This window comes from Fodinibacter luteus, from assembly GCF_039541575.1.
Taxonomy (GTDB): domain Bacteria; phylum Actinomycetota; class Actinomycetes; order Actinomycetales; family Dermatophilaceae; genus Fodinibacter; species Fodinibacter luteus.
In genome coordinates this window covers 50,967-76,812 of sequence record NZ_BAABGM010000007.1, presented here as the reverse complement: position 1 = coordinate 76,812, position 25,846 = coordinate 50,967, and the positions used below count along the sequence as shown (strand labels likewise).

At 74.7% G+C, this 25,846-nt stretch carries 24 protein-coding genes; 4 read left to right on the top strand and 20 right to left on the bottom strand.

Features of this window, described 5'->3' with window-relative positions; translation table 11 throughout:
- Window positions 1–6: 6 nt before the first annotated feature.
- Window positions 7–1,071: a 30S ribosomal protein S2 gene (gene rpsB, locus ABD899_RS05350; protein ID WP_345203188.1), complete on the bottom strand. Its 1,065-nt coding sequence runs from the start codon at window positions 1,069–1,071 to the stop codon at window positions 7–9.
- Window positions 1,072–1,344: 273 nt separating this feature from the next.
- Between rpsB and ABD899_RS05345 the strand changes: the two genes are divergently transcribed.
- Window positions 1,345–2,508, top strand: a complete 1,164-nt coding sequence (locus ABD899_RS05345) for a pyridoxal phosphate-dependent aminotransferase (protein WP_345203185.1) — start codon at window positions 1,345–1,347, stop codon at window positions 2,506–2,508.
- A gap of 541 nt (window positions 2,509–3,049) precedes the next feature.
- Entirely contained in the window at window positions 3,050–3,427 is a 378-nt protein-coding gene (locus tag ABD899_RS05340) for a peptidoglycan DD-metalloendopeptidase family protein (RefSeq protein WP_345203182.1), read from the top strand.
- A gap of 71 nt (window positions 3,428–3,498) precedes the next feature.
- Here the strand turns inward: ABD899_RS05340 and ABD899_RS05335 are convergent, their stop codons facing one another.
- The 9 genes from ABD899_RS05335 to rplS all read right to left on the bottom strand — a co-directional run bounded on the left by ABD899_RS05335 (window position 3,499) and on the right by rplS (window position 10,630).
- Window positions 3,499–4,407, bottom strand: a complete 909-nt coding sequence (locus ABD899_RS05335; RefSeq protein ID WP_345203474.1) for a tyrosine recombinase XerC — start codon at window positions 4,405–4,407, stop codon at window positions 3,499–3,501.
- Window positions 4,408–4,605: 198 nt separating this feature from the next.
- Window positions 4,606–5,808 (bottom strand): DNA-processing protein DprA, encoded by a 1,203-nt coding sequence (dprA, locus tag ABD899_RS05330; RefSeq protein ID WP_345203180.1) that lies wholly within the window; start codon window positions 5,806–5,808, stop codon window positions 4,606–4,608.
- Entirely contained in the window at window positions 5,805–7,349 is a 1,545-nt protein-coding gene (locus ABD899_RS05325) for a YifB family Mg chelatase-like AAA ATPase (protein ID WP_345203177.1), read from the bottom strand. The genes dprA and ABD899_RS05325 overlap by 4 nt, the downstream gene beginning before the upstream one ends.
- Window positions 7,346–7,771 carry a YraN family protein gene (locus ABD899_RS05320; RefSeq protein ID WP_345203175.1) on the bottom strand — a complete coding sequence of 142 codons (426 nt, stop codon included), beginning with the start codon at window positions 7,769–7,771 and terminating at the stop codon, window positions 7,346–7,348. The genes ABD899_RS05325 and ABD899_RS05320 overlap by 4 nt, the downstream gene beginning before the upstream one ends.
- A 111-nt stretch (window positions 7,772–7,882) precedes the next feature.
- Window positions 7,883–8,197, bottom strand: coding sequence for a DUF2469 domain-containing protein (locus ABD899_RS05315; RefSeq protein WP_345203173.1), 315 nt, complete (start codon window positions 8,195–8,197; stop codon window positions 7,883–7,885).
- A complete protein-coding gene (rnhB, locus tag ABD899_RS05310) occupies window positions 8,194–8,958 on the bottom strand; it encodes a ribonuclease HII (protein WP_345203170.1) in 765 nt (254 codons plus the stop codon). The genes ABD899_RS05315 and rnhB overlap by 4 nt, the downstream gene beginning before the upstream one ends.
- Window positions 8,955–9,710 (bottom strand): signal peptidase I, encoded by a 756-nt coding sequence (gene lepB, locus ABD899_RS05305; protein WP_345203167.1) that lies wholly within the window; start codon window positions 9,708–9,710, stop codon window positions 8,955–8,957. Before lepB ends, rnhB begins: the two co-directional genes overlap by 4 nt.
- Window positions 9,707–10,222 (bottom strand): S26 family signal peptidase, encoded by a 516-nt coding sequence (locus ABD899_RS05300; RefSeq protein ID WP_345203165.1) that lies wholly within the window; start codon window positions 10,220–10,222, stop codon window positions 9,707–9,709. Before ABD899_RS05300 ends, lepB begins: the two co-directional genes overlap by 4 nt.
- Window positions 10,223–10,270: 48 nt before the next feature.
- Window positions 10,271–10,630: a 50S ribosomal protein L19 gene (gene rplS / locus ABD899_RS05295; protein WP_345203163.1), complete on the bottom strand. Its 360-nt coding sequence runs from the start codon at window positions 10,628–10,630 to the stop codon at window positions 10,271–10,273.
- A gap of 313 nt (window positions 10,631–10,943) precedes the next feature.
- Here rplS and ABD899_RS05290 point away from each other — a divergent pair, with 313 nt between their 5' ends.
- Window positions 10,944–11,702 (top strand): ABC transporter permease, encoded by a 759-nt coding sequence (locus ABD899_RS05290; protein ID WP_345203160.1) that lies wholly within the window; start codon window positions 10,944–10,946, stop codon window positions 11,700–11,702.
- Between the two features lie 91 nt (window positions 11,703–11,793).
- On the opposite strand, the gene trmD is transcribed toward ABD899_RS05290, so the two are convergent.
- The 6 genes from trmD to rpsP form a co-directional block, all read right to left on the bottom strand.
- A complete protein-coding gene (gene trmD, locus ABD899_RS05285) occupies window positions 11,794–13,017 on the bottom strand; it encodes a tRNA (guanosine(37)-N1)-methyltransferase TrmD (RefSeq protein ID WP_345203471.1) in 1,224 nt (407 codons plus the stop codon).
- 5 nt (window positions 13,018–13,022) lie between these two features.
- Window positions 13,023–13,559: a ribosome maturation factor RimM gene (rimM, locus tag ABD899_RS05280; RefSeq protein ID WP_345203157.1), complete on the bottom strand. Its 537-nt coding sequence runs from the start codon at window positions 13,557–13,559 to the stop codon at window positions 13,023–13,025.
- A 12-nt stretch (window positions 13,560–13,571) separates the two neighbouring features.
- Window positions 13,572–16,691 carry an nSTAND1 domain-containing NTPase gene (locus ABD899_RS05275; RefSeq protein ID WP_345203155.1) on the bottom strand — a complete coding sequence of 1,040 codons (3,120 nt, stop codon included), beginning with the start codon at window positions 16,689–16,691 and terminating at the stop codon, window positions 13,572–13,574.
- 68 nt (window positions 16,692–16,759) lie between these two features.
- A complete protein-coding gene (locus ABD899_RS05270; RefSeq protein ID WP_345203153.1) occupies window positions 16,760–17,425 on the bottom strand; it encodes a hypothetical protein in 666 nt (221 codons plus the stop codon).
- Window positions 17,426–17,597: 172 nt separating this feature from the next.
- The gene (locus tag ABD899_RS05265) at window positions 17,598–17,840 is read right to left on the bottom strand and encodes an RNA-binding protein (protein WP_345203151.1); all 243 of its coding nucleotides are present in this window, start codon (window positions 17,838–17,840) and stop codon (window positions 17,598–17,600) included.
- Between the two features lie 2 nt (window positions 17,841–17,842).
- Window positions 17,843–18,367 (bottom strand): 30S ribosomal protein S16, encoded by a 525-nt coding sequence (gene rpsP / locus ABD899_RS05260; protein ID WP_345203469.1) that lies wholly within the window; start codon window positions 18,365–18,367, stop codon window positions 17,843–17,845.
- Between the two features lie 305 nt (window positions 18,368–18,672).
- Between rpsP and ABD899_RS05255 the strand changes: the two genes are divergently transcribed.
- A complete protein-coding gene (locus ABD899_RS05255) occupies window positions 18,673–19,665 on the top strand; it encodes a sulfite exporter TauE/SafE family protein (protein ID WP_345203148.1) in 993 nt (330 codons plus the stop codon).
- A 67-nt stretch (window positions 19,666–19,732) separates the two neighbouring features.
- Here the strand turns inward: ABD899_RS05255 and ABD899_RS05250 are convergent, their stop codons facing one another.
- The 4 genes from ABD899_RS05250 to ABD899_RS05235 all read right to left on the bottom strand — a co-directional run bounded on the left by ABD899_RS05250 (window position 19,733) and on the right by ABD899_RS05235 (window position 25,845).
- The gene (locus ABD899_RS05250; protein ID WP_345203146.1) at window positions 19,733–20,827 is read right to left on the bottom strand and encodes an amidohydrolase family protein; all 1,095 of its coding nucleotides are present in this window, start codon (window positions 20,825–20,827) and stop codon (window positions 19,733–19,735) included.
- A gap of 21 nt (window positions 20,828–20,848) precedes the next feature.
- Window positions 20,849–21,682, bottom strand: coding sequence for an alpha/beta fold hydrolase (locus ABD899_RS05245; RefSeq protein ID WP_345203143.1), 834 nt, complete (start codon window positions 21,680–21,682; stop codon window positions 20,849–20,851).
- Window positions 21,679–23,292, bottom strand: coding sequence for a signal recognition particle protein (gene ffh / locus ABD899_RS05240; protein WP_345203141.1), 1,614 nt, complete (start codon window positions 23,290–23,292; stop codon window positions 21,679–21,681). Before ffh ends, ABD899_RS05245 begins: the two co-directional genes overlap by 4 nt.
- Window positions 23,293–23,451: 159 nt before the next feature.
- Window positions 23,452–25,845: a [protein-PII] uridylyltransferase gene (locus tag ABD899_RS05235; RefSeq protein ID WP_345203139.1), complete on the bottom strand. Its 2,394-nt coding sequence runs from the start codon at window positions 25,843–25,845 to the stop codon at window positions 23,452–23,454.
- Between the last annotated feature and the right edge of the window lies 1 nt (window position 25,846).

The window sequence follows — 25,846 nt, the reverse complement described above, 5'->3', positions numbered from 1 at the left end:
GGTGGCTCAGGCCTGCTCTGCCGGGGCCTCGGTGGCCTCGGCCGCGGGAGCCTCGACGGCCTCGGCGGCAGGAGCCTCGACGGCCTCGGCGGCAGGAGCCTCGGTGGCGGGAGCCTCGACAGCCTCGACGGCAGGAGCCTCGGCGGCAGGAGCCTCGGTGGCGGGAGCCTCGGCAGCCTCGACGGCAGGAGCCTCGGTGGCCTCGACGGCAGGAGCCTCGGTGGCCTCGACGGCAGCCTCCGCGGCGGGAGCCTCGGCGGCGGCGGGAGCCTCGGGCGCGTTCTGCGCGGCGACCGGGGCCGCGTCGCCGGCGAGCAGCTCGCGCTCCCACTCGGCGAGGGGCTCGTCTGCGGCGACGACGTCCTCGGCCGCACGCCCACCGGCGCGGGCGATGAGACCCTCGGCGACGGCATCCGCGATGACCCGGGTCAGCAGCGTGACCGAACGGATCGCGTCGTCGTTGCCGGGGATCTTGTAGTCGACCTCGTCGGGGTCGCAGTTCGTGTCGAGGATCGCGATGACGGGCAGGCCGAGCTTGCGCGCCTCGTCGACCGCGAGGTGCTCCTTCTTCGTGTCGACGATCCACACGGCCGAGGGGACCTTGCCCATGGAGCGGATCCCGCCCAGGGTCTTCTCGAGCTTGTCCTTCTCGCGCTTGAAGATGAGCAGCTCCTTCTTCGTGTAGCCGGAGCCGGCCACGTCGTCGAAGTTGAGCTCCTCGAGCTCCTTGAGCCGGGTGAGCCGCTTGGAGATCGTCTGGAAGTTCGTGAGCATGCCACCGAGCCAGCGGTGGTTGACGTACGGCATCCCGACGCGGGTCGCCTGCTCGGCGATCGGCTCCTGGGCCTGGCGCTTGGTGCCGACGAACAGGATCGTGCCGCCGTGCGCGACGGTCTCCTTGACGAACTCGTACGCGTTGTTGATGTAGGTCACCGACTGCTGCAGGTCGATGATGTAGATGCCGTTGCGCTCGGTCATGATGAAGCGCTTCATCTTGGGGTTCCAGCGACGGGTCTGGTGCCCGAAGTGGACGCCGCTCTCGAGGAGCTGGCGCATGGTGACGACGGCCATCGTCGTTCTCCTTGCTCTGTGGTTGTCAGTTCCGTCGGTGGTGCTCGCCTCCTGCTGGAGGGTCGTCGTCCACCTGCCTGGTGCCCGGCCACACCCCGGACGGAAGGCTCCCTCGAGGGGGCGATCCGCCACTGCCGTGGTGTGCCCTGCGCCGCCCGTTCGGGGTCGCAGAGAAGGACACGCGAATTCGACCGGCCGAGACCGGTCGTGAGCCCAGTCTACGGAGCCGGGGCGGGTCGTCCTAATCGCGGCCGGTGGCCCTAGCCTGCGGGGATGACGCGCTCGCCCGGCCACCCCGCGCTCGCCCCCTTCGGGACGACGATCTTCGCGACGATGTCGGCCCTCGCGGCCGAGCACGGTGCCATCAACCTCGGTCAGGGCTTCCCCGACACCGACGGCCCGCCCGAGGTGCTCGAGGCCGCCGTCTCGGCGATCCGGGGAGGGCGCAACCAGTACCCACCCGGCGCCGGCGTGCCGGAGCTGCTCGAGGCCGTCGCCGCGCACCAGCGGCGGTTCCACGGCATCGACCTCGACCCCGCGAGCGAGGTGCTCGTGACGGTCGGGGCGACCGAGGCCATCGCGGCGACGGTGCTCGCCCTCGTGCAGCCCGGTGACGAGGTCGTCACGTTCGAGCCCTACTACGACTCGTACGCCGCGACGATCGCGCTCGCCGGTGGGGTGCGGCGGACCTCGGTGCTGCGGTTCCCGGACTTCACGGTCGACGAGGCGTCGTTGCGGGCGGCCTTCTCCTCCCGCACCCGGATGGTGCTGCTCAACACGCCGCACAACCCCACGGGCAAGGTCTTCACGCGCGACGAGCTCGAGCTCGTCTGCGCGCTGGCCCGGGAGCACGACGCCTGGGTCGTCACGGACGAGGTCTACGAGCACCTGACCTTCGACGGCGCCGAGCACGTCGCCGTGGCCGCGTGGCCGGGGATGCGCGAGCGCACGCTCACCATCTCCTCGGCCGGAAAGACGTTCTCGACGACCGGCTGGAAGGTCGGCTGGGTGTCGGGCCCGGCGGACGCCGTGGCGGCCGTGCGCTCGGTCAAGCAGTTCCTCACGTACGTCGGGTCCGGGCCGTTCCAGCCGGCCGTCGCACTCGGGCTCGGGCTGCCGGATGCCGTGTTCACGGGGTTGGCCTCGTCGCTCCAGTCGAAGCGGGACCGGCTCGTCGACGGGCTGCGCCGGGCCGGGATGGCGGTGTCGGTGCCCCAGGGCACCTACTTCGTCATCGCGGATGCCGCGCCGCTCGGTGCCGTCGACGCGGTGGCGTTCTGCCACGAGCTCCCGGCCCGGGCGGGTGTCGTCGGGGTGCCCGTGTCGGTCTTCCACGACGACGTCGACGCCGCCCGCACCCTCGTGCGGTTCGCCTTCTGCAAGGAGGACGCCGTGCTCGACGAGGCGTGCCGGCGACTGGCGGCGCTCGGCCGGTGACCCCGCCGAGCGCGAGCGCGTCGCGGCACTCGTCCACAGGCGGTCCGCGGCGGCCGCGCCCTCCACAGGTCCTCGGTCCCCCCTTCGGCGTGACCGTCCCCCGGGCGACGCTGGTGGCATGCCTCGACCCTTGCTCGTCGTCCTCGCCCTCTCGGGCGTCACCGCGGCTGTGCTCGCCGCTCCCGGGTGGCGCCCACCAGCCGGCGCCCCGCCAGCCACAGGGCAGCTCGAGCCCGTCGCGGACATGGTCGTCCGCGTTCCCGCTACCGGCGCCGCCGGACGCGAGGCTGCCGCAGGGACCACCGGACGCGGGCCTGTCGCGGGAGCCGTTGGACGCGAGCCTGACGCGGGAGCCGTTGGACGCGAGCCTGTCGCAGGAGCCGTTGGACGCGAGCCTGTCGCGGGTACCCGCGGGCGCGAGCCTGCGACGGCATCAGTCGGGGCCTCGACGACGCAGCGTCGGACACCCGCGCCGGATGCTCCCACAGCCCGACCCGGTTCACCTCGCTGGCAGTGGCCGCTGTACCCCCGCCCCACGGTCGTGCAGGAGTTCCGGGCTCCCCTCTCGCGCTACGGCCGTGGGCACCGCGGCCTCGACCTTGCCGCCAGGGCGGATGCGGCGGTGCTCGCGGTGGAGGGCGGCCGGGTGGTCCATGCCGGGCCGGTCGCGGGCCGCGGCACGGTGAGCGTGCAGCACCACGACGGCTTGCGGAGCACGTACGAGCCCGTGGAGCCCGTCGTCGACGTCGGTGACGTCGTCTCCGTCGGCGACGTGCTCGGGACGCTCGACGTCTCGACCGGGCGGTCGCACTGTGGTGCTGCACCCTGCCTGCACCTCGGAGCCCGGCGGATGGGGGCCTACCACGACCCGCTCCTCCTCCTGGTCGGCGGGCGACTCGCCCTGCTTCCCCTCGGCTGAGCGCCGCACGCTTCCCGCGGGTCGAGTGACGGCGCTCACCACCGCGCCCGTGCCGTTCCCCCTGCAACCCGTCAAGCGCGTGGGTGCGCCTGGGCGTAGGAACGCTGGAGCCGCTCGACCGACACGTGGGTGTAGATCTGGGTCGTCGCGAGCGAGGCGTGGCCGAGCAGCTCCTGGACCATGCGCAGGTCGGCCCCTCCCTCGAGGAGGTGGGTCGCAGCACTGTGGCGCAGCCCGTGCGGACCGATGTCGGGCGCATCCGGCACGTGGCGCACCAGCGCGTGGACGACCTCCCTGACCTGCCGCGGGTCCACGCGGCGGCCGCGCCGCCCGAGCAGGAGCGCCGCACCGCTCCCGGGCCCCGCGAGGCGCGGCCGGCCCCGCTCGAGCCAGTCCGTGACCGCCCGCCCGGCCGGCGCGCCGAAGGGCACCCGGCGCTCCTTGTTGCCCTTGCCGACGACGCGCAGGACGTGGGTGGACAGGTCGACGTCGTCGACGTCGAGGCCGACGAGCTCCCCGACCCGGATGCCGGTCGCGTAGAGCAGCTCGAGCGCTGCCCGGTTGCGCAGGTGGACCGGGTCGTCGTCGTCGGCGGCGACCTCGGCGACGTCGAGGAGGGCCGCTGCCGAGCGCTGGGCGAGCACGGGTGGCAGGGTGCGGTGCCGGCTCGGGGCGCTCAGTCGCAGCGACGGGTCGGCCGGGATCCGCCCCGTGCGCTCGAGCCAGCCGAAGAACGTCCGCAGCGAGGCCGAGGTCCGCGAGATCGTCGCCCGGGCCGCTCCGCGGCGCGAGAGCACCCCGAGCCACGCGCGCAGGTCCGCCAGGGTGACGTCGCGCAGGGCTTCGTCGTCGTGGACCCCGACCTCGTCGAGGAAGACGCCGACGTCCCGCAGGTAAGCGCGCACGGTGTGGGGCGAGCGGCCGCGCTCGGCGCGCAGGTGGCGCTCGAAGGACGCCAACGCCTCTGGCCTCGGAACCATCACCGCACCACCGTGACACTCGACGGGCCGAAGGCGCGGCGGACACGCGCAGGCGCGACGAGGCGGAACCGCAGAGGCGGACGGGACGGGACGTCACGTCGTTCGCGACGACAGTGACCTCGTTCGCGACGCCGGGGGTCGGGACCCGGTTCCCGACGACGGGGTTGGACCCGGTTCAGGCCACGGCGCCCGCCGCCGTCACCCGGCGGGTGCGCCGGTGGCCTGTCCCGCCTTGCGCCACCGGCCCGCCTCGCGCCGGACCAGCCCTCGGACCTCGAGCGCCCCGAGGATCGCGACGAGCCGTCGGGGCTCGACCCCCGAGGCCGCCGCGAGCCGCTCGGCCGTCACGCCGCCGCGCACCGGCACGGCCGACCACACGGCGTACGAGGTCGGGTCGAGGTCGTCGGCCGGCCTCCGGAGCCGGCCGGCGTCCTCGAGCCCCGGCAGGAGGTGCTCGCCGATCCGGGCAGCCAGCTCGGCGACCTCCGCCGCATCGGTGACGAGGACGGCATCCGTGTCCCGGACGAGGGCGTGGCAGCCGGCCGAGGCCATGCTCGTCACGGGACCGGGCACCGCCCCGACCGGCAGGTGGTGCTCCCGGGCCGCCTTCGCCGTCGTGAGCGAGCCCGACCGCAGGTTGGCCTCGACGACGACCGTCGCCCGGGCGAGGGTGGCGATGACCCGGTTGCGGGCGAGGAAGCGCGACCGGTACGGAGCGCACCCGGGCGGCACCTCGCTCACGACCGCGGCGGTGCGCGCGATCTCGTCGAGCATCGTGCGGTGGACCGACGGGTACGCGCGGTCGGCCCCGCACGCGAGCACCGCGACCGTGCTCCCACCCACGGCGAGGGACGCCCGGTGCGCCGCCGAGTCGATGCCGTAGGCCGCTCCGCTGATGACCGTGAAGCCCCGGGAGGCCAGCCCCTCGGCGAGGTCGGCCGCGACGCGCAGCCCGTACTCGGTGGCCGCTCGGGACCCGACGACCGCGACCCCGCGGTCGACGAGCCCGGCCAGGTCGGGTTCTCCCCGCACGTAGAGGCAGTAGGGGGGCTGCTCGAGCCGGTCGACCCCGTCGGGCCAGCCCGGGTCGCCCGGCACGAGGACGTGCAGGCGCCGGTACGCGACCACGTGCGCGAGCCCGTCGACGTCGAGGTCGGGCAGGCGTGCGCCCCACCCCATCCGGTCGGACAGCCGACCCTCCCGCAGCCGGGCGAGCGTCTCGACGGCGCCGAGCTCGCCGATGAGCCGGCCCAGCTCGGGGTCCTTGGGCTCGCCGAGGAAGGACCACGCGACCCGGGCCCACCGCTCGTCGCCCTCCCGCCCTCGAGGCGCCCGCCCGCGCCGGGGAGCATCACCTCGTGTTCCCGGAGCCGGGAGCCCGCCCGGCGCCCCCGACGTCACGCCGCCACCAGCTCACCACTGCGCAGGGCCAGGCCCATCGCCACCTCCTCAGGCCCGGGCACCTCGCGGCCGCACAGGTCGGCGGCCGACCAGGCGACGCGCAGCACCCGGTCGTACCCGCGCAGGGTCACCCGCCCCAGGTCGAGGCTGCGGTCGAGCATCGCCGTCGCCGACCCGGGCAGTCGGTAGGGGGGCCTGCGCAGGACGTGCCCGGGCACGAGGCCGTTGAGCGCCCACCCCGCCGGCGACCACCGCTCGCGCTGAGCCTCCCGTGCCGTGGCGACCCGCACGGCCACGACCGCGCTGGACTCCCCCGTCGCATCGCCGAAGGCCGCCCGCTGCACCGGCGGCACGTGCACCTGGAGGTCGACCCGGTCGAGGAGCGGACCCGACATCCGCCCGGCGTAGGAGCGGATCTCCATCGGTCGGCACGTGCAGTCCAGGCCCTTGCCGTAGGACCGGCCGCACGGGCACGGGTTGGCCGCGAGGACGAGGAGGAACCGCGCCGGGTAGCGCACGACCTGCCGCGACCGGGCGATGACGACCTCCCCGGACTCGAGGGGCTGGCGGAGCGTCTGGAGCACCGAGCCCTTGAACTCCGGTGCCTCGTCCAGGAAGAGGACGCCACGGTGCGCCCGCGAGATCGCGCCGGGAAGGGCGACGCCCGTCCCACCACCCGCGATCGCGGCGAGCGAGGAGCTGTGGTGGGGGGCGACGAACGGCGGGGTGCGGTCGAGGTCGACGACCTCGCCGATCTGCCCCGTCAGCGAGCGGATCGCATGGGTCTCCAGGGCCTCCTCCCGGCTCAGCGGCGGCAGCACCGTGACGAGCCGCTCGGCGAGCATCGTCTTCCCGACCCCCGGCGGGCCCGACATGAGCAGGTGGTGCCCGCCGGTCGCGGCGAGCTCGAGCGCGAGGCGGGCCTCGGGCTGGCCGACGACGTCCGCGAGATCGGCCCCGGACCGCCGGGCCGCGGGGACGGAGGCCGGCGCCGGCGCGACCGGCAACGGGGCGCCGTGCGCGGCGGCCGCGTACCAGTCGACGACGTCACGCAGGGTCGCGGCTCCGTGCACGACGACGTCGTCGACGAGCTGGGCCTCGCCGACGTTCTCCAGGGGGACGACGACGTGCCGGACCCCGGCCCGCGAGGCGGCGAGCACTGCGGGCAGGATGCCGCGCACGCCCCGCACCCGGCCGTCGAGGGCCAGCTCACCGAGGTGCACGACGTCCCTCGCCGTGCCACCCCGCACGAGCCCGGCCGCCGACAGCACCGCGACCGCGATGGACAGGTCGAAGCATGCTCCCCGCTTCGGGATGGAGGCCGGCGACAGGTTGACCGTGACCCGGTGCGGCGGCACGGGCACCCCGCTCGTCGCGGCGGCGGGACGCACCCGGTCGGGCGCCTGGGCGCAGGCCGGGTCGGGCAGCCCGCCGATCGCGAAGTGCGGCAGCCCCTGGGCGATGTGCGCCTCGACGTCGACGAGCACCCCCTCGAGCCCGCACAGGGCGACGGACCGGGTCAGCCCCAGCCCGAGAGTCACGACCCGACCCCCTCGACGTGACGCACGACCGCCGGCTCCCCCGGCCGGCAGAGGATGCCGAGCACGTCGACGCGCACCCGGTCCACCCGGACAGCGGACCGCGCGCGAGCGCTGCCGAGGTAGGCCGCCGCGAGCCGGCGCAGGCGGGCCGCCTTGGCGGCGGTCACCGCCTCGACGGGCTCCCCGAACGCCGAGGAGCGCCGGGTCTTGACCTCGCAGATGACGAGGCAACCCCCGTCCCGCGCGAGGATGTCGACCTCGCCGTGCTCGCAGCGCCAGTTGCGCTCGAGGACCTCCATCCCCCGCTCGCGCAGGTAGCGCACGGCGAGGTCCTCGCCGTAGCGGCCGAAGGCGGCGCGCGGTCCCGCCCGGCCCGAAGGCTCCGGTGGGTCGGCTGTCGTCGGTGCCTCGGTGCTCGTCATGCCGCCAGCCAAGCCGTGCCGACGGCCGGAGGCGAACGCGTGGCCGGACCTGTGGACGCGGCGCGCGCCACGGCATCCCTGTGGACAAACGCCCCCCGTGCGTGGCCTACGTCAGAAGTCGCCCTTGGGCAGCTCGAGGTCGCTCTTGGCGAGCTCCTCGACGTTGACGTCCTTGAAGGTCACGACCCGCACGGTCTTGGCGAAGCGGGCCGGGCGGTAGATGTCCCAGACCCAGGCGTCGTGCATCGTGACGTCGAAGAACACCTCACCGCCGTCGCTGCGCACCTTGACGTCGACGCTGTTGCACAGGTAGAACCGCCGCTCGGTCTCGACGACGTGGCTGAACAGACCGACGACGTCGCGGTACTCGCGGTACAGGGCGAGCTCCGCTGCGCTCTCGTACTTCTCGAGGTCCTCCGAGCTCATCGCTCTCCCACTCGCGTCAGGTCGGTCGGTGCGGTCGGGTACGGCTGATCGCAGCCGACCGCGGGGTCGCCATCATCGTCCACCCCGCCCGGCAGCCGCCACGACCGCCGGTGCAGCTCGCACGGACCCAGGTGGCGCAGGGCGTCGAGGTGCTCGGGCGCGGCATACCCCTTGTTCTCGACCCAGCCGTACGCGGCGTACTGCTCCGCCGCGCCCCACTGCACCATCATCGCGTCGCGGGTCACCTTCGCGAGCACGCTCGCGGCGGCCACCGACGAGCACCGGAGGTCGGCCTTGACCATCGTCGTGACCGGAGGGGTCTCCACGGGGTCGTCGTGGGCGAAGGCGAGCAGCCCGATGTCCTCGGGGGCGGTGAGCCAGTCGTGGTTGCCGTCGAGGATGACGAGGTCCGGTCGGATGCCGGTCGCGGCCAGCGCGCGGCAGCCGGCCAGGCGCAGCGCGGCGATGATGCCGATCTCGTCGATCTCGGCCGCGCTCGCGTGGCCCACGCCGTGGGCGACGGCCCAGCGCTGGATGCGCGGCACCATCGCGACGCGGGCGTGGGGGGCGAGCAGCTTGGAGTCCTTGACACCCTGGGGCGCACTGCGGCACGTCTCGTCGATGACGACGACCCCGACCGTGACGGGCCCGGCGAGCGCCCCCCGGCCGACCTCGTCCATGCCGGCGAGGACCCGGTGCCCGTCCCGCTGCAGCGCCCGTTCGACCCGCAGGCTCGGGCGACGAGACCCGGCGGGGCTCACGAGGAACCGCCCCCGTCCGGCACCGCCGCGAAGGTCTTCGGGAAGTCGGACAGCCAGCCGGCGCGGTCGAGCGGCCACACGACGGCCACGGCGCGCCCCGTCACCGAGTCGACGGGAACCGAGCCGTCGGTGCCGTCGGCCGACGGGTCGTGGAAGCGCGAGTCCTCGGAGTCGGAGCGGTGGTCGCCCATGACCCACAGGTGACCGTCGGGAACGGTGATGTCGAAGTTGAGGGCGCTCGGGAGGTCACCGGGCTTGAGGTAGGGCTCGGCGAGCTCGACGTCGTTGACCATGAGCCGGCGGTCCTCCGTGCAGCACACGACGTGGTCGCCCGGCAGCCCGATGACACGCTTGATGAGGTGGTCCTCGGACTCGGCCGGGAGCAGGCCGACGAAGGTCAGGGCGTCGTGCAGGGCGCCGGAGAGCCCGGCCCGCTCGACGGGTGGGGCGACGTCGAGCCACCCGCCCGGGTCGCGGAAGACGACGACGTCCCCGCGGTCGAGGTCGACCGGGCCGGGCGTGAGCTTCGAGACGATGACGCGGTCGCCGACGAGGAGGGTGTCCTCCATCGAGCCGGACGGGATGAAGAAGGCCTGGAGCAGCCACGTCTTGACGACGAACGAGAGGACGAGGGCCATCGCGACGACGACGAACACCTCACGCACGGCCGCACCGAGCACGCCGAACGCGCCCCGGGACCTTCCGGGTACGGGCTGTCCCTCGGCCACGGGGTCGGCCTCCGCGGCGCTCACGGCGTGACCCCCGCCACGCGGCCCAGCCGGTCGAGCGGCCAGACCCGCACCACGGCGGTGCCGACGACGTCCTCGCGCGGCACGGTCCTGGCGACCGGGGCCGTGAGCACCACCTCGTCGGCCGACGAGGTGGCGACGACGGCGAGGCGGTCCTGCCGTCCGAGCTCGACACCGAAGACGCGGGCGAGCGGGGTCAGGACCGCACCGGCGAGGCCGTCGTCGACCGGGGTCGACCGGTCGACCGCGGCGGTCTGCGTCGTGTCGACGACGACGACGTCACCGGGGTTCGCGGCCGGACCGACCTTCCACACGAGGACACGGTCTCCTGGTTCGAGGGCCGGGGACAGCGCGGCCGTGGGGACGAAGTAGGACTGGACGACGAACGCCTGGACGAGGGCCGTGAGCACGACGGCGGCCGCGAGGAGCACGACGACCGGCGGCCGGGGACGACTCGACCCGGCGACGGCCGGGCGGGTGGCCGGTGCCGGGTCGGCGTCGGGGCGTGCGGTCACCCGGTGGAGCCTAGTCGGCCCGGGTGGGAGCCCCGCACGGATCCGTCGTCAGCGGTGGACCGGGGTCTCGCGCTTCTCCTTGATCTTGGCGGCCTTGCCGCGCAGGTCGCGCAGGTAGTACAACTTCGCCCGGCGTACGTCACCACGGGTGACGACCTCGATGTGGTCGATGATCGGGGTGTGGAGCGGGAAGGTGCGCTCCACCCCGACGCCGAAGGACACCTTGCGGACGGTGAAGGTCTCACCGACGCCGCCGCCGTGGCGGCGGATGACGACGCCCTTGAACACCTGGATGCGCGAGCGGGTGCCCTCGACGACCTTGACGTGGACGTTGACGGTGTCGCCGGCCCGGAAGGGCGGGATGTCGGTCTTGATCGACGCCTGGTCGAGCTCGTCGAAGCGCTGCATGACGGATGTCGCTTTCTCGCGGGCTGCCACAGGTCATCCGCGGGTGATCGGTGCTGCTGGTTCGGTGGGCGCGCCCGTCGGGCCGCATGCCGGTCGGACGGGTCCTTCGGCACTCCCCCCGTGGCGGGGGCCGTCGAGTCGACGGGACGCAGCGACCCAGTCTGCCAGAGGTGGCCGGACCGGGCGAAATCGCGGATGCCGTGACGCCCGCTCGGCGCGCGCCTCGCGTCCCGCTCTCCTCGAGTCGGGTGCCCAGGTGGTCGCCAGGGCAACCACCTGAGCACCCGACTTCGTCACGGCATACGGTGTGCGCGTGACGATCGACCCCGGGCTGCCCGTCGCCCTCGCCGTGGCGCTGCTCCTGGCCCTCACCGTCACGATGTACCTCGTCGGCCGGCTGCCCCGCCCGGGCTCGACGCTGTTCGCCGCCGCCCGGGCCATCGTCCAGCTGAGCATCGCCGCCCTCGTCATCGCGGCGGTCATCCGCTCGCTCGCACTGTCGCTGCTTCTCCTCGCGTTCATGTTCGTCGTCGCCGTCGTGACGACGGTGCGGCGGGTGGAGGCTCCGGGGGCATGGCCCTGGGCCACCGTCGCGATGCTCGCCGGCCTCGTGCCGGTCGTCACGATCATCCTGCTCACCCGCACCGTGCCGCCGACCGGGGCCGCGCTCGTGCCGGTCGTCGGCATCCTCGCCGGCAACACGATGAACGGCCACACGCTGGCCTGCCGGCGGGCGTTCGCCGCGCTGCGCGAGGAGAAGGGCCAGTACGAGGCAGCCCTCTCGCTCGGGCTGACCCGGGCGCAGGCGGTCGACGAGGTGGTGCACCGCCGGGTGCCCGAGGCGCTCATCCCGGGCCTGGACCAGGTGCGCACGGCAGGCGTCGTCACGCTGCCCGGCGCGTTCATCGGGGTGCTGCTCGGTGGCGGCTCCCCGGCACAGGCCGCGGCGGCCCAGGTGCTCGTGCTCATGGGGATCATGGCCGCGCAGACGACCACCGCCGTCGTGGCCGAACGCCTCATCGGGCGGGCCCTGCTGCTGCCGGCCGACCTCCGCACCTCGCTCCAGCCCTGAGCGGCCGGTTCGCACGGGAAGCCTCAGGTGAACACCCCTCATGATCCGGTGCCAACCTGAGGGTTGTCGCACCGGGCGGGAAAGTTGGGGTTCAGCGGCGGCGGCGCTTGACCAGGTCGACGGCGCCCGGGTACGTCGGCTCCCCCGGGGCTATCCGGTAGCCCGCACGCCGGTAGAACCGCTGGTTGCCGTCCTCGAGCACGCCGGTCGTCAGCCGGTACCCGGTCGTGCCCTCCGGCGCGTGCGACTCGGCGAGCTCGAGCAGGGCCCGCCCGAGACCCCGGCCCTGCAGGTCCGGCGCCACCATGAGCCGCCCGACCTCCCACGTCGCGGGGTCCCCCGGGCTCGGACGTCCCCGCACGGCCCCGACGAGCCGCGCCGGGGCGCCCTCGCCCGAGCGCACCCGCGCGACCCACGTCGTCCACTCCCCGAGCCCGGCGACGACGTCGGCGTGCTCCTCGGCGAGCGGGGGCACCACCCACCGCCCCCGCGCCGCCAGACCCTCCCGGACCCAGCAGGCGCGCTGGAGGACGAGCAGCTCGGCGGCGTCGGCGGGGACCGCCACCCGCACGTCCAGATCCTCGAGGGCACCGGTGGTCGCGGATGCCGGCAGCAGGTCGGGTCGCCGGGCGGCCGTGCGCGCGACCCGCTGCTCGTGGCGCCAGGCGGCGATGGCCGCGTGGTCGCCGGAGAGCAGGACGGGCGGCACCTCCCGCAGGATCCCGCCGTCCTCCCAGCGGGCCGGCCGGGTGTACACGGGGTACTCGAGCAGCCCGCCCTCGTGGGACTCCTCCACGAGCGACTCGGCGTTGCCGACGACTCCCGGCAGCAGCCGACCGACCGCCTCGACCATCGCCAGGACGGCGACCTCCCCACCGTTGAGGACGTAGTCCCCGAGCGAGACGACGGTGACCGGCATCCGCTCCTGTGCGTGCTCGTAGACGCGCTCGTCGATCCCCTCGTAGCGCCCGCACGCGAACGCGAGCCACGGCTCGGCGGCCAGCCGCCGGGCCAGCGCCTGGGTGAACGGCACACCTCCCGGGCCGGGCACGACGAGGTGCGGCACGACGGCATCCTCTGTGGGTCCGGACGCCACGACGTGGTCGAGCGCCGCCGCCCACGGCCCCGGAGTCATCACCATGCCGGCCCCGCCCCCGAACGGGCTGTCGTCGACGCTGCGGTGCCGGTCGTGGGCGAAGTCGCGCAGGTCGTGGACGCGGACGTCGAGGATGCCGTCGCGCCTCGCCTTCCCGATGAGGGAGAGGTCGAGCGGGGCGAGGTAGTCGGGGAAGATGGTGACGACGTCGAGGCGCACCCCGGTCACTCCCCGAGGTCGAGCAGGCCGGGCGGCGCGTCGACGACGACCCGGCCGCCCTCGACGTCGACCTCGGGGACGAGGGCCGCGACGAACGGCACCCGGGCCCGGCGACCGTCGGGCAGCAGGACGACGAGCCGGTCCTGGGCGGCCCCGAGCTCGAGCCCCGCCACCTCGCCGAGCCGGGCGCCCCCGGGGTCGACGACCGCGAGGCCACGCAGCTGGTCCTCGGTCCAGACGTCCTCGTCGTCGTCGGCGGGCGACGCGTCGAGGGCGTCGACGACGAGGCGGGTGCCGCGCAGCGACTCGGCGCCCGTGCGGTCGGGGACCTCCTCGAACCCGACGAGCCAGATGCCGCGGTGCACGCGCGTGGAGCGCACGGTGAGGACGCGCGGGACGCCCGAGCCCGGCGTCGCCTCGGTGCCGAGGACCGCCCCGAGGGCGAGGCGCCGCTCCGGCTCGTCGGTGTGCAGCTGCACGGTGACCTCACCACGCAGCCCGTGGGGGCGGCCGATCCTCGCGATGACGGTACTGGCGCTCACCGCGCCATCCTCTCAGGGTGCCGGGCACCCCGGCCCCGCGGCCGCTGCCTCGGCCGCCGCACCGTCCAGGCCATCCGGAACGCACGGCACGACGACCCGGCCGGCGACGACGTCGCCCTGGAGAGCGGCGAGGCGGCTCAGGTGGGGAGCGAGGTGACCCCCGGTCGTCGCGAGCGAGAGCCCTCCCGTGGCGAGGTCTGTGACCCGGTCACCGGCGCTCAGGCGCCCGAGCGCGAAGTCGCGGACGGCGTCACGGACGGCCACGTCGAAGCGCTTGACCGTCGACGTGAGGACGCGGGTGCCGTCGCGCTCGGTGAACTGCCAGTCCTCGTCGAGCGCCATGTCCTCGTCGGCCCCGATGGCCCACACCTCGCGGCCCCCGGCGGCCGCCCGAGCCACCGCCTGCAGGCCACCGACCTGGGCTGACCCGGCGGGCACGTACAACACGTCCGCCCCGTCTGCGAGCATCCGCTCGGCCGCTGAGGCGATGACCGCGGGACGCACGAACCCGGAGAAGTCGGGGGCCACCGACCCGTAGACGACGTCGACCCGCACCGACGGGTCGGCCGCCGCGACGCCGGCGACGAACCCCGCCTCGAACCGTCGCAGGACGTCGACGTCGACGCCGCCGACGAAGCCGACGTGGCCGGTCCGCGTCGTCAAGGCGGCAGCCGCTCCCGCGAGGAAGGCCGACTGCTGGTCGGCGAAGACGAGGTTCGTGACGTTCGGGCCGGCCCCGGTATCCTCCACCGCCACGAACCACGTGCCCGGACGAGCACGGGCAGCGGAGGGGACGTCGGCGGCGACTGCCGACGTGACCACGAGGTCGGACCCTTCGGCGGCCCGGCCGAGCAGGGCGTCGTCGGGCTCACCCATCCGACTTCTGACGACTCTCAGGTCTGCGAGGCCGGCCGCGTCGTCGACGCCCCTCTGCACGAGGACGTCGCGCCGTGCGTCGACGTCGTTCAGGACGAGGGCGACGCGCGTCGGGCCGGCGCGGGCGAACGCCACGGCGGCGACGACAGAGGCCACGAGGGCGACCCCTGCGGCGGCCAGCAGCACGAGCCGATGCCTCGACCTCCGCTCGAGCCGGTCCTCGCGGAGCGCACGCTCCCTGCTGCGCTGCTCCTCGAGGTGCGCCACCTCGAGCCCGGCATCGAGGTAAGCACCTTCGCGGGGCGTCAGCGAGAGCACGCCGGAGGACTCCCAGGAGCGGGCCTCGGCGAGGCGGGGGCCGGTGAGCAGGTAGGCGGGATCGCGCCCGGTCGCCTCCCAGGCGTCGAGAGCCGCCACGAAGGCGCGGTGGCGCCGGATCGTCGTGCGGTGCCGGTCGACGAGCTCGCGCAGCCACGGCCACTCCGTGAGGAGCGCATCGTGGGAGAGCTCGATCGTCCCTCCCCCGGCAGCGTCCCGGTCGTAGGTCACGAGGCGCAGGTCGTTGAGCCGGCCGAGGACTCCCCCGACGACGACCTCCTCCCCGGCGACCAGCGCCACCTCGTCCACCCGGACGACACGGCGGTGGCACCGACCGGTGTCGTCGACGTCCGTCATCCGCAGGAGCGCCTGGGCCAGCAGCCCCTCCCCGTCGGCGCCGACCTCGTGCCGGAGCTCGTCCGCTCGTCGGGCGAGGGCGGCCCGCACCCCGCCCAGCGCGCGGTAGGCCGCGAGAGTCAGCGTCGCGCCCGCGCTGTGCTCGAAGACCTCGGTGAGGGTGAACTGCAGCAGGGGGAGCACCGCGGGCTGCGCGACCGTGTCACCGATGAGCTCGGCGAGCAGCGCCGGCTCGACGTCCCTGCCCACCCTCGCGGCGGGCGCACGGACGGCCTGTTCGAGCTCGGCGGGCGTCATCGGCACGAGGTTGACCACCGCATCCCCGAAGAGGCTCGCGAAGGCCGGGTGACCCAGGGGCCGGTCGTACCGGTCGGCGCGCAGCGCGGTGAGGACCCGGAGCGGCCCGGCCCCTCCCACCTCCTCGGCGAGCCAGGTGAGCACGGCTTCCCCGTCGCCGGAGTCGAGGACGTCCTCCAGGTGGTCGAGGACGAGCACGACCGGGTGCGCGTCGTCACCCGGGGGCTCGACCGCCGACCGGAGGTCCGCCTCCGTGGTCATCGTCCGCGGGGGGGTCACGACCCTGCAACCCTCCAGCCCGGCGACGGCGCCACGGCGCAGCAGCGGCACGATGCCGGCCGCCAGCACGCTCGACTTGCCGCTCCCGGACGGCCCCACGAGCACGAGCAGCCTGGCCCCGCCCTCCAGGCGTTCGGCAACCTGGCCGGCCAGCGCCGCGCGACCGAAGAAGTCACCCGCGTCGGCCTCGGTGAACGGGCGCAGGCCCTTGTAGGGGTTGCGGCTCGAGAGCTCCCCGAGGGGTGCGGCCAGGGAAGGGTCGTGGAGCAGGATCCGTTCATGGAGGCGGACGAGCCGGGGCGACGGGTCCACACCCAGCTCGTCGGCGAGGAGCCTGCGCACGCGCGCGAAGCGTCGCAGCGCCTCGGCGGTGCGGCCCCTCAGGTAGGTGGCCTCCATGAGCACGGCGTGCGCGTCCTCGTCGTGGGGGTCCGCCTCGAGGACGCGCTCCGCCGCGCGGCCGGCGTCGTCGAGGTCACCGGCCCGCAGGGCACAGCGGGCGAGCAGCCCCCAGACCCGCACGCGCACGCGGGTGAGCCCGGGCACGAGCTCCGCGCGGACTCCGTCCTCCCGCACGCCGGTCAGGGGTTCGCCCTCGACCAGCGGGATCACGGGCCGGATGCGCGCGAGCGCGGCGTCCTGGTCGCCGCCCGCGTCGAGGCGAGCGGCCTCCTCGAGGGCTTCCTCGACGAGAGCGGCGTCCACCTCGTCGGTGCCGACGTCGAGGAGGTAGCCGGGCCGTCGGGTGACCACCAGGGGTCGCCCGCACGTCTCGAGGAAGACCCTCCGGAGGTCGGAGACGTAGACCTGCACGGCGTGCGGCGCCGTCCGGGGTGGCTCGTCGCCCCACAGCGCCACCACGATGTGGTCGACGTCGACGACGCGTCCGGGGCGGCCGAGCAGGAGGGCGAGGAGCGCACGCTGGCGCGGCGGACCGAGGTCGACCGGGGAGCCGTCGACCTCGACCCTCACCCCTCCGTAGAGGCGTGCGAAGATCCGGCGCACGCTCGGAATGTACGCCGGGCGGGCCGCTGTGCGCACGGCCCGCCCGGCGCCCCCGCCACCTGGTGTGGTCACGTGAGGGCGCCGCAGACCTCCGCGACGAAGTCCACCCCTGCGAGGAAGTCGTCACGACCGGCGAACGACACGTCCTCACCCGGTGCCAGCTCCGCGCGACCGGTCACCTGGTACACCTTCCCGGCACCACCGGGCCCGTGGACCATGAGGATCTGCCCGGTCTCCACGAGGACCCGGGTGCCGACGTCGCCCGGCGTCCCGTAGTCGTAGTGCTGGGTCCAGTGCTGCCGCGAGACGACGGCCGGTCCCGACCCGTCCGCGGAGAGCGTCAGCCGGTCCTCGGGGAAGGACCGCTGGGCGACGGTCCGGGTGGCGAGCCCGTCGGCGGTGTGCCACCGGGTCATGCGGTCGTCTCCACGACCGGTGACGTACACGGGCATCCCGTCGCAGTCGAACCCCGCGGGCTCGGGCCCGTACGTCGAGCGACGCTCGCCGGTGCAGGTGATGCCCGAGCCGGTCTCGGCACAGCTCCAGCTGAACGTCGGGTTCAGCGCGGGCGTCAGGGTGAGCGGGTCGACCTGGCGGGGCGAGGCGACTGCGCTCGACGTGGGCATCATCGCGACGACGAGGGCAAGGGCTGCGGCGCCCGCGGCGAGGGCGTGGACGCGGCGGGTCACGGCTCGGGCGTGGGGTGCTCCTGACGGTCGGGTGGGTGCGGGCATGTCGGCCTCCTGGTCGTGCGGCCCCCGGTGGGCCGGCCTGGTGCGAGCAGGATGACGAAGGGCGCTCAACGCGCGCTCAACGCGCGCTCCAACGGCGGCGTGGCGGTGCGGGAGACGACGACGGCGGGCCGCCCGCGTGGGGCGGCCCGCCGTACTCGCGGTCGGACTCGGGTCAGCCGACCCGGTCGGTGTCTACGATGTCGATGCGCACCTGGCGCCCGCCGGCGAGCGCACCCATGACGGTGCGCAGCGCGCTGGCGGTGCGCCCGGAGCGGCCGATGACGCGGCCGAGGTCGTCGGGGTGCACGCGCACCTCGAGGACCTCACCGCGGCGCAGCTCCTTGTGGCGTACCTGGACGTCGTCCTTGTGGTCGACGATGCCCGTCACGAGGTGCTCGAGAGCCTCCTCGAGCACGGTCAGGCCTTCTCGCCGTCGGCGGCCTCGGCGGCCGGAGCCTCCGCGGCGACCGGCGCGTCGGCGGCAGGGGCCTCGGCAGCAGGAGCCTCGGCGGCAGGTGCCTCGACGGCGGCAGCCTCATCGGCCTTCTTGGGGGCGCGCCGCTTCGCGGTGGTCGCGCCAGAGGTGTCGTCGGTGCTCTTGCCGGCGGCGGCGAGGGCGGCCTCGTAGAGCTCCCTCTTCGAGGGCTTGGGGGCCTTGACCTTGAGGGTGCCCTCGGTGCCGGGCTCGCCCTTGTACTTCTGCCAGTCGCCGGTGATCTTCAGCAGGGCGGCGACGGCCTCGGTCGGCTGGGCACCGTTGCCGAGCCAGTACTGCGCGCGCTCGCTGTCGATCTGGATGAGCGAGGGCTCCTCGGTCGGGTGGTACTTGCCGATCTCCTCGATGGCCCGGCCATCGCGCTTGGTGCGCGAGTCCATGACGACGACGCGGTAGAACGGTGCACGGATCTTGCCCATGCGCTTGAGGCGGATCTTGACGGCCACGGTGGTGGTCACTCCCTGTGTTCTCGTGGTGAGCGCGGCGAGACCGCGCACGGAATCGCGCGGGGTGCCGGTGCTCGGTGTAGGCGTCCGGTCCGGCGGGCACGCAAGTGCGCCGACCGGACGGGTACAGCCGTCCATTCTGCCAGACCGCCGGGGGTGCCCCGACCACGCGACGATCCGGACCCATGAACGCGGCTCCCCGGCATCCATCATACGAGACATAACCATCTGTTTGTTGACCCATAACGTCAACTTCCCGAAGACTCCTGCGTGCCCGCCCACGGAGAACCGCACCAGGAGCCGTCATGCGCCAGCTCGTCCTGCTCGGCCTCGTCGGGCTCGGTGCCCAGCTTGTCGACGGCTCGCTCGGGATGGCCTACGGCGTCACCTCGACGACGCTGCTCCTCGCGATCGGCACGAACCCGGCCGCCGCCTCGGCGACGGTCCACCTCGCGGAGATCGGGACGACGCTGGCGTCGGGCGCCTCGCACTGGAGGTTCGGCAACGTCGACTGGCAGGTCGTGACCAGGATCGGCATCCCGGGCGCGGTCGGTGCCTTCGCCGGGGCGACGTTCCTCTCCAGCCTCGACACGGCGGTGGCGGCGCCGGTGATGTCGCTCGTCCTGCTCGCCCTCGGCGTCTACGTCCTGGCCCGCTTCACGGTGAGGGGGCTGCGCCGCGACCGGCTCGGCCAGCCGTTGCGCCGCCGCTTCCTCGCACCCCTCGGCCTGGTCGCCGGCTTCGTCGACGCCACCGGTGGCGGCGGCTGGGGCCCCGTCGGCACCCCCGCCATCCTCGCGAGCGGCCGCCTGGAGCCACGCAGGGTCATCGGCTCGATCGACACGAGCGAGTTCCTGGTGTCGGTCGCTGCGAGCGTCGGCTTCCTCCTCGCGCTCGGGACCGCCGGCCTCGACGTCGCGTGGGTGCTCGCCCTCCTCGCCGGGGGCCTCGTCGCCGCACCGATCGCCGCCTGGCTCGTCCGGCACCTCCCGCCTCGCGTGCTCGGCTCGGCGGTCGGGGGGGTCATCGTGCTCACGAACTCCCGCACCCTGCTGCGCAGCGACTGGGTCGACGCCCCCGACGCGACGCGCCACGTCGTGTACGCCGTGCTCGCGATCGTCTGGGTCGCGGCCGTGGCGTGGTCGGTGCGGGCCCACCGCGGCGAGCTCGCCCTCGAGCGCGAGCTGGCCGTCATCGAGGCCGAGCAGGGGGCGGCGCGGCGGGCCGAGCACGGGGCCGAGCCGCGGGCCGCGCAGCCGGTCGACGACGCGCGCACCGGCGCCGCCGAGCCGGCCTGACCCACCCCGCCGTGAGTACGGAGGTGGCTGTCCCAGCGACCGTTTCCCGCCCTCGGCGAGGGCCGGGTCAGCTGCCGGGCGAGTACGGGATGCCGCGGAGCACGACGAGCGAGGGCGCGGCCAGCACCGCGAGGTCCTCGCGGGGGTCCTCGGGGTAGAGGACGAGGTCGGCCTCGGCCCCCTCCTCGGGCCCCCGCCAGCCGAGCCACGTGCGGGCCCGCCAGCACGCCGCGTCGAGCACCTCGGTCGTCGTGAACCCCGCGTGCGCGAGGTGCGCGGCCTCGGTGGCGACGAGGCCGTGCGGGAGCGAGCCCCCGGCATCCGTGCCGACGTAGACGGGGATGCCGGCGTCGCGCGCCGCGGCGACCGTCTCGTAGCGCCGGGCGTGGAGGTCGAGCATGTGCCGGTGGTAGCGGGGGAACTTCTCGCGGGCCGGGGCCGCGATCTCGGGGAAGGTGTCGATGTTCACGAGGGTCGGGACGATGGCGATGCCGCGCTCGGCGAAGGACGCCACCGTGTCGGGCTCGAGCCCGGTCGCGTGCTCGACGCAGTCGGTGCCCGCCGCCGCGAGGTCGCGCAGCGACTGCTCGCCGAAGCAGTGCGCGGTGACCCGGGCGCCCTCCTCGTGGGCGGCCGCGACGGCGTCCACGAGGACGTCGGCGGGCCAGCACGGGCTGAGGTCACCGGTGTCGCGGTCGATCCAGTCGCCGACGAGCTTGACCCAGCCGTCACCGGACCAGGCCTCGAGGCGCACCTGCTCGACGAGCTTCTCGGGCTCGACCTCCCAGGCGTAGTTGCGGATGTACCGGCGGGTGCGGGCGATGTGGCGCCCGCACCGCACGAGCCGCGGCAGGTCGTCGCGCTCCTGGACCCAGCGGGTGTCCGCCGGCGAGCCCGCGTCGCGCAGGAGGAGGGCACCGGCGGCGCGGTCGGCGAGCGCCTGGGCCTCGGCCGTCGTCGCGTCGGTCGCCCCGCCGACGTCGAGACCGATGTGGCTGTGGGCGTCGACGAGGCCGGGCAGCACCCAGCCGGGCACCGTGGTCACGTCGTGGTCGCCGCGGGGCGCCTCGTACGTCACCCGGCCGCCGACGACCCATGCCTCGGGACGGACGTCGTCGGGTCCGAGGAGCAGGGGACCGGTGAGGTGGAGCACCTGAGCCATGGACCCGACCCTATCGGCGGCTCAGGCCGGCGGCAGCGAGCGCAGCACCCGGCGCAGGGTCTCGCTGACGACCTCGGGGGCCTCGGAGTGCACCCAGTGGCCGACGCCGTTGACGACGACCGGGCGGGCGCGGGGGAACAGCTCGCGCATCTGGGCGGTGTCCTCGTCGCGCACGTACCCCGAGTCGCCGCCGACGAGCCACACGACCGGGCCCTCGTACGGCGGGGCGCCGGTCAGCGGGAAGTCGGCGATCCGTGACTCCCGGCCGCGCGCGGCATCCCGCGCGAGCAGCTCGAGGTTGGCCCGCCACGACCACGTCGTGCCGTGGCGGCGCAGGTTCTGCAGGAGGAAGCCGCGCACGCCGGGGTCGGGCTCGACGCGGGCGAAGCGCTCCTCGGCGTCGGCGCGGCCGGTCAGCTCGTCGAGCGGCAGCGCGCGCATCGCCTCGATGTAGTGGACGAAGCGGTCGAGGTCGCCGTAGTCCTTCGGGGCGATGTCGACGACGACGAGGCTGCGCACGAGGTCGGGCCGGGTCAGGGTCGTCACCATGGCGACCTTGCCGCCGAGCGAGTGGCCGACGAGCAGCCATGGGTCACCGGGGGCCGCGGCCTCGAGCGTGGCAGCGACGGATCCGGCATACCCCTCGTAGGAGAACTCGGCGGTCCACGGCGAGCGGCCGTGGTCGGGCAGGTCGACGAGGAGGCAGCGGGCGTGCGTGCCGTCCGGGCCGGCGAGGGCCTTGGCGATCTGCGTCCAGTTGCGGCCCTGGCCGAACAGGCCGTGGAGGAACGCGACGCGGGGGCCGGCGCTGCCGACCTCGGTCGTCCACAGCGTGCCGGTGCCCGCGCGCCTCACTGCCCGAGGAACTTCTCGAAGCCCTTGGGCAGCTGGGCGGGGTCGATCGCGGCCGGGTCGAGCCCACCCGGCGCCCCCGCGCCCGGGCCGGTGCCGAAGGCGCCGGCGGAGGATGCCGGGCGCTGGGCTGCGGCTCGCTGCTCCGCTGCGCGCTTGGCCGGGTTCCCCGACTTCGACTTCCGGCGCTGGGGTGCCTGCTGGCGGCCGCGCTTCCCGGGGCCCGAGCCGCCACCCGGCATCCCCGGCATCCCCGGCAGGCCGCCGCCTCGGGCGAGCTGCTTCATCATCTTCTGCGCCTCCCCGAAACGCTCGAGGAGCTGGTTGACCTCGGACGTGCTCGTGCCCGAGCCCTTGGCGATGCGGGCGCGGCGCGAGCCGTTGATCTGCTTGGGGTGGTTGCGCTCGAACGGGGTCATCGAGCGGACCATGGCCTCGACGCGGTCGAACTCGCGCTCGTCGAAGGCGTCGATCTGCGCCTTCATCTGGCCCATGCCCGGCATCATGCCGAGGATCGACTTCAGCGACCCCATCTTCTTGATGGCGGCCATCTGCTGGAGGAAGTCGTCGAAGGTGAAGTCCTCGGCCGCGAGGAACTTGCGCTCCATCTCGGCGGCCTGGCTGCGGTCGAAGGCCTTCTCGGCCTGCTCGATGAGGGTGAGCACGTCGCCCATGTCGAGGATGCGCGAGGCCATCCGGTCGGGGTGGAAGACCTCGAAGTCCTTCACGCCCTCGCCGGTGCTCGCGAACATGATCGGGCGCCCGGTGACCGACGCGACCGACAGGGCGGCGCCGCCACGGGCGTCACCGTCGAGCTTGGTGAGCACGACGCCGGTGACGTCGACACCCTCCTGGAACGCGTGGGCGGTCTCGACGGCGGCCTGGCCGATCATCGCGTCGATGACGAAGAGGACCTCGTCGGGCTGGATCGCCGCGCGGATGTCCGCCGCCTGATGCATGAGGTCGGCGTCGATCGCGAGCCGGCCCGCGGTGTCGACGATGACGACGTCGTGCTGGGCGCGCCGGGCGTGCTCGAGGCCGGCCCGGGACACGGCCACCGGGTCCCCGTGGCTGCGGGTGCCCTCCCCCGTGGCCGTGACGACGTCGTGGCCGAAGACGTTGCCCCGCTCGGGGGCGAAGACCGGCACCCCGGCGCGCTCGCCGACGACCTCGAGCTGGGTGACGGCGTTCGGGCGCTGGAGGTCGGCGGCGACGAGCACCGGGGTGTGGCCCTGGTCCTTGAGCCAGTGCGCGAGCTTGCCGGCGAGGGTCGTCTTGCCCGACCCCTGGAGGCCGGCGAGCATGATGACGGTCGGCGGCTGCTTCGCGAACCGCAGGGTCCGGGTCTCGCCACCGAGGATGCCGACGAGCTCGTCGTTGACGATCTTGACGACCTGCTGGGCCGGGTTGAGCGCCTCGCTGACCTCGGCCCCGAGCGCCCGCTCGCGCACGGCGTGGGTGAACTCCTTGACGACCGGGAGCGCGACGTCGGCGTCGAGGAGGGCGAGACGGATGTCGCGGATCGTCTTGTTGACGTCGGACTCGGACAGCCGCCCCTTGCTGCGCAGGTTCTTGAAGGTCTCGGTCAGGCGGTCGGACAGGCTCGTGAACACCGGACAAGGCTAACGGTGCGCGACCCGTGCTCGGTGCGTCCGCCAGGTTGGGGCCCCCAGCCCCCGAGGTGCCGGACGCTGCGTCGCGGGTCTGCGGTGCGTCCGGCAGGTTGGGGCCCCCAGCCCCCGAGGTGCCGGACGCTGCGTGGCGGCGCGGGGTCAGATGCCGTCGCACGTGTCGATGATGATGCTCACCGCCTGTGCGACCCGGGCCGGCGCGAGGGACAGGCCGTCCGCCCCGGTGAGGTAGAAGGTGTCGAGCGTCTGCCCGGCGTACGTCGCGATGTGCGCCGAGCGCACCGAGATCCCGGCGTCGGCGAGGGCGGCGCCGAGCTCGTGGAGGAGCCCGGGCCGGTCCTGGGCGCGGACCTCGAGCACCGTGGCGTCGCTGCTCGCCCCGGGCACGACGAGGGCGCGGGCCTGACCGGGGCTGCCGAGGGCGGACCGCCCCGACGGGCGCGGCAGGTGGGCCCGGCGCCGGTCGAGGGTCGTCAGGGGGCCCCGGTCGCCCCGGGCGAGGCGAGCGAGGCCGCGCTCGAGCCGTTCGGGGTCGGGGACGGCACCGCTCGGCGACTCGACGTGCCACTCGTTGACCGCGACGCCGTCGACCGTGCGCAAAATCGCGGTGCGCACGGTGTGGCTCTCCGCCGCGAGCAGGCCCGCGGTGTCGGCGAACAACCCGACGCGGTCGAGGTCGGTGATGTCGAGCCGGTGCGACCCACCGGTGGCGATGACCCGAACGTTCGGCTCCCCGGCACGCACCGAGGCGAGGACCGTGGCGTCGAGCAGGCCCGCACCGTCTCCGGGGGCCTCCTGCCCGCCGATCGGGACGCCCACCCGGGGGGGCCCGTCGAGACGGTCGCGCACGGCCACGGCGAGCTGGTCGAGGAGCGTGGCCCGCCAGTCGGTCCACGCCGCGGGACCGGCCGCGGACGCGTCGGCCTCGGTGAGGGCGAGGAGCATCTCGAAGACCTCCCGGTCGCCACCGGCAGCGGCGACGGCGGCGTCGACCGTCGCCGGGTCCTGGTGGTCGCGGCGGGTCGCGAGCTCGATGAGGGTGAGGTGCTCGCGCACGAGGGTGACGAGCACCTCGACGTCGTGGACGCCGAACCCCCAGCGGGTCGCGATGCGGCGGGTCAGCTCGGCCCCGGCCACCGAGTGGTCGTGCGCGCCGCGGACCTTCCCGATGTCGTGCAGCAGGGCCGCGACGAGCAGCAGGTCCGGCCTCGACACGCGGCGCACGAGGCCGGCGGCCCGCACGACCGCCTCGACGAGGTGACGGTCCACGGTGTGCCGGTGCACGGCGCTGCGCTGGGGGCGCGAGCGCACCGCGGCCCACTCCGGCGCCCACGCGTCGATGATCCCGACCTGGTCCAGCCCTTCCCACACCGTGACCAGGCCGGGCCCGGCCGAGAGGAGGTCGCCGAGGAGGTCGCGCAGCCCCACCGGCCACGGGTCGCTCGGCGCGGGGGCGTGGGCGGCGAGGTTGTCCAGCGTCGCCGGGGCGATGGGCAGCCCGGCCCGCGCCGCGACGACGCCGGCGCGCAACGGCATCCCCGCGTCCGACGCCGCGAGGCGGGCGGACCCGAGGACGACCTCGCCGTCGCTGGCGAACAGCCCGTGCCCGAGTGGGGTCATCTGGGGCCGGCGCGGCCCGATCCGCAGGGTGCGGGCCCGCTGGGACTGCCCGGCGCGGCGCAGCGTGCCGCCGAGGGCGTAGGCGACGACCCGGCCGGCGTGGGAGACCGCGGTGAGCAGGTCGTCGGCGTCGTGGTGGCCGAGCAGCGCCGCGACGGCGTCGTGGTCCTCCCGGCCGAGCCGGTCGCGCCCTCGACCGGTGACGACGTGGACGGCGTCCCGGACGTCGAGGAGGAGGGTGTGCGCGGCATCCACCCCGCCGTGGGGCCGGTCGGCGAGCCACGCCTCCGCGAGGGCCCGGAGCACCGTCATGTCCCGCAGGCCGCCGTGGGCCTCCTTGAGCTCGGGCTCGATCGACTGGGCGAGGTCGCCCTGGCGCTGGTGGCGGGCGGCCACCGCCTCGACGAGCTGCGGGAGGCGCTTGCGCGCGTTGCCCCGCCAGTCGTGGGCGACCGTGGAGCGGGCCGCGGCGACGAGCTGCTCGTCACCGGCGAGCGGGGCGAGGTCGAGCAGCCCCACCGCCGCGGTGAGGTCGGCGGCGGCCACCTGGCGGCACTGCGTCACGGTGCGCACGCTGTGGTCGAGGCGCACCCCGGCATCCCAGATGGGGTACCAGATGCGGTCGGCGAGCGCCGTGAGCTCCCTCGCCGGGAGCGAGCGCTCGGAGTGGAGGAGGACGAGGTCGTAGTCGCTGAGCGGCCCGGCGTCCCCGCGCCCGATGCTGCCGACGGCCGCGAGGGCGACCCCCTCGATGCGCGTCCCCCCGGTCGCGGTGTCCCAGACCTCTGCGAGCCACGCCCGGTTGAAGGCGGCGAGGGCGTCCCGTCGTGCCGGGCCGGCACCCGCGACGGCGAAGTCGCGGGTGCCGGCCAGGTCGAGCCGCCGGGAGCCGATCTCGCTCGAGGAGGTCGACATC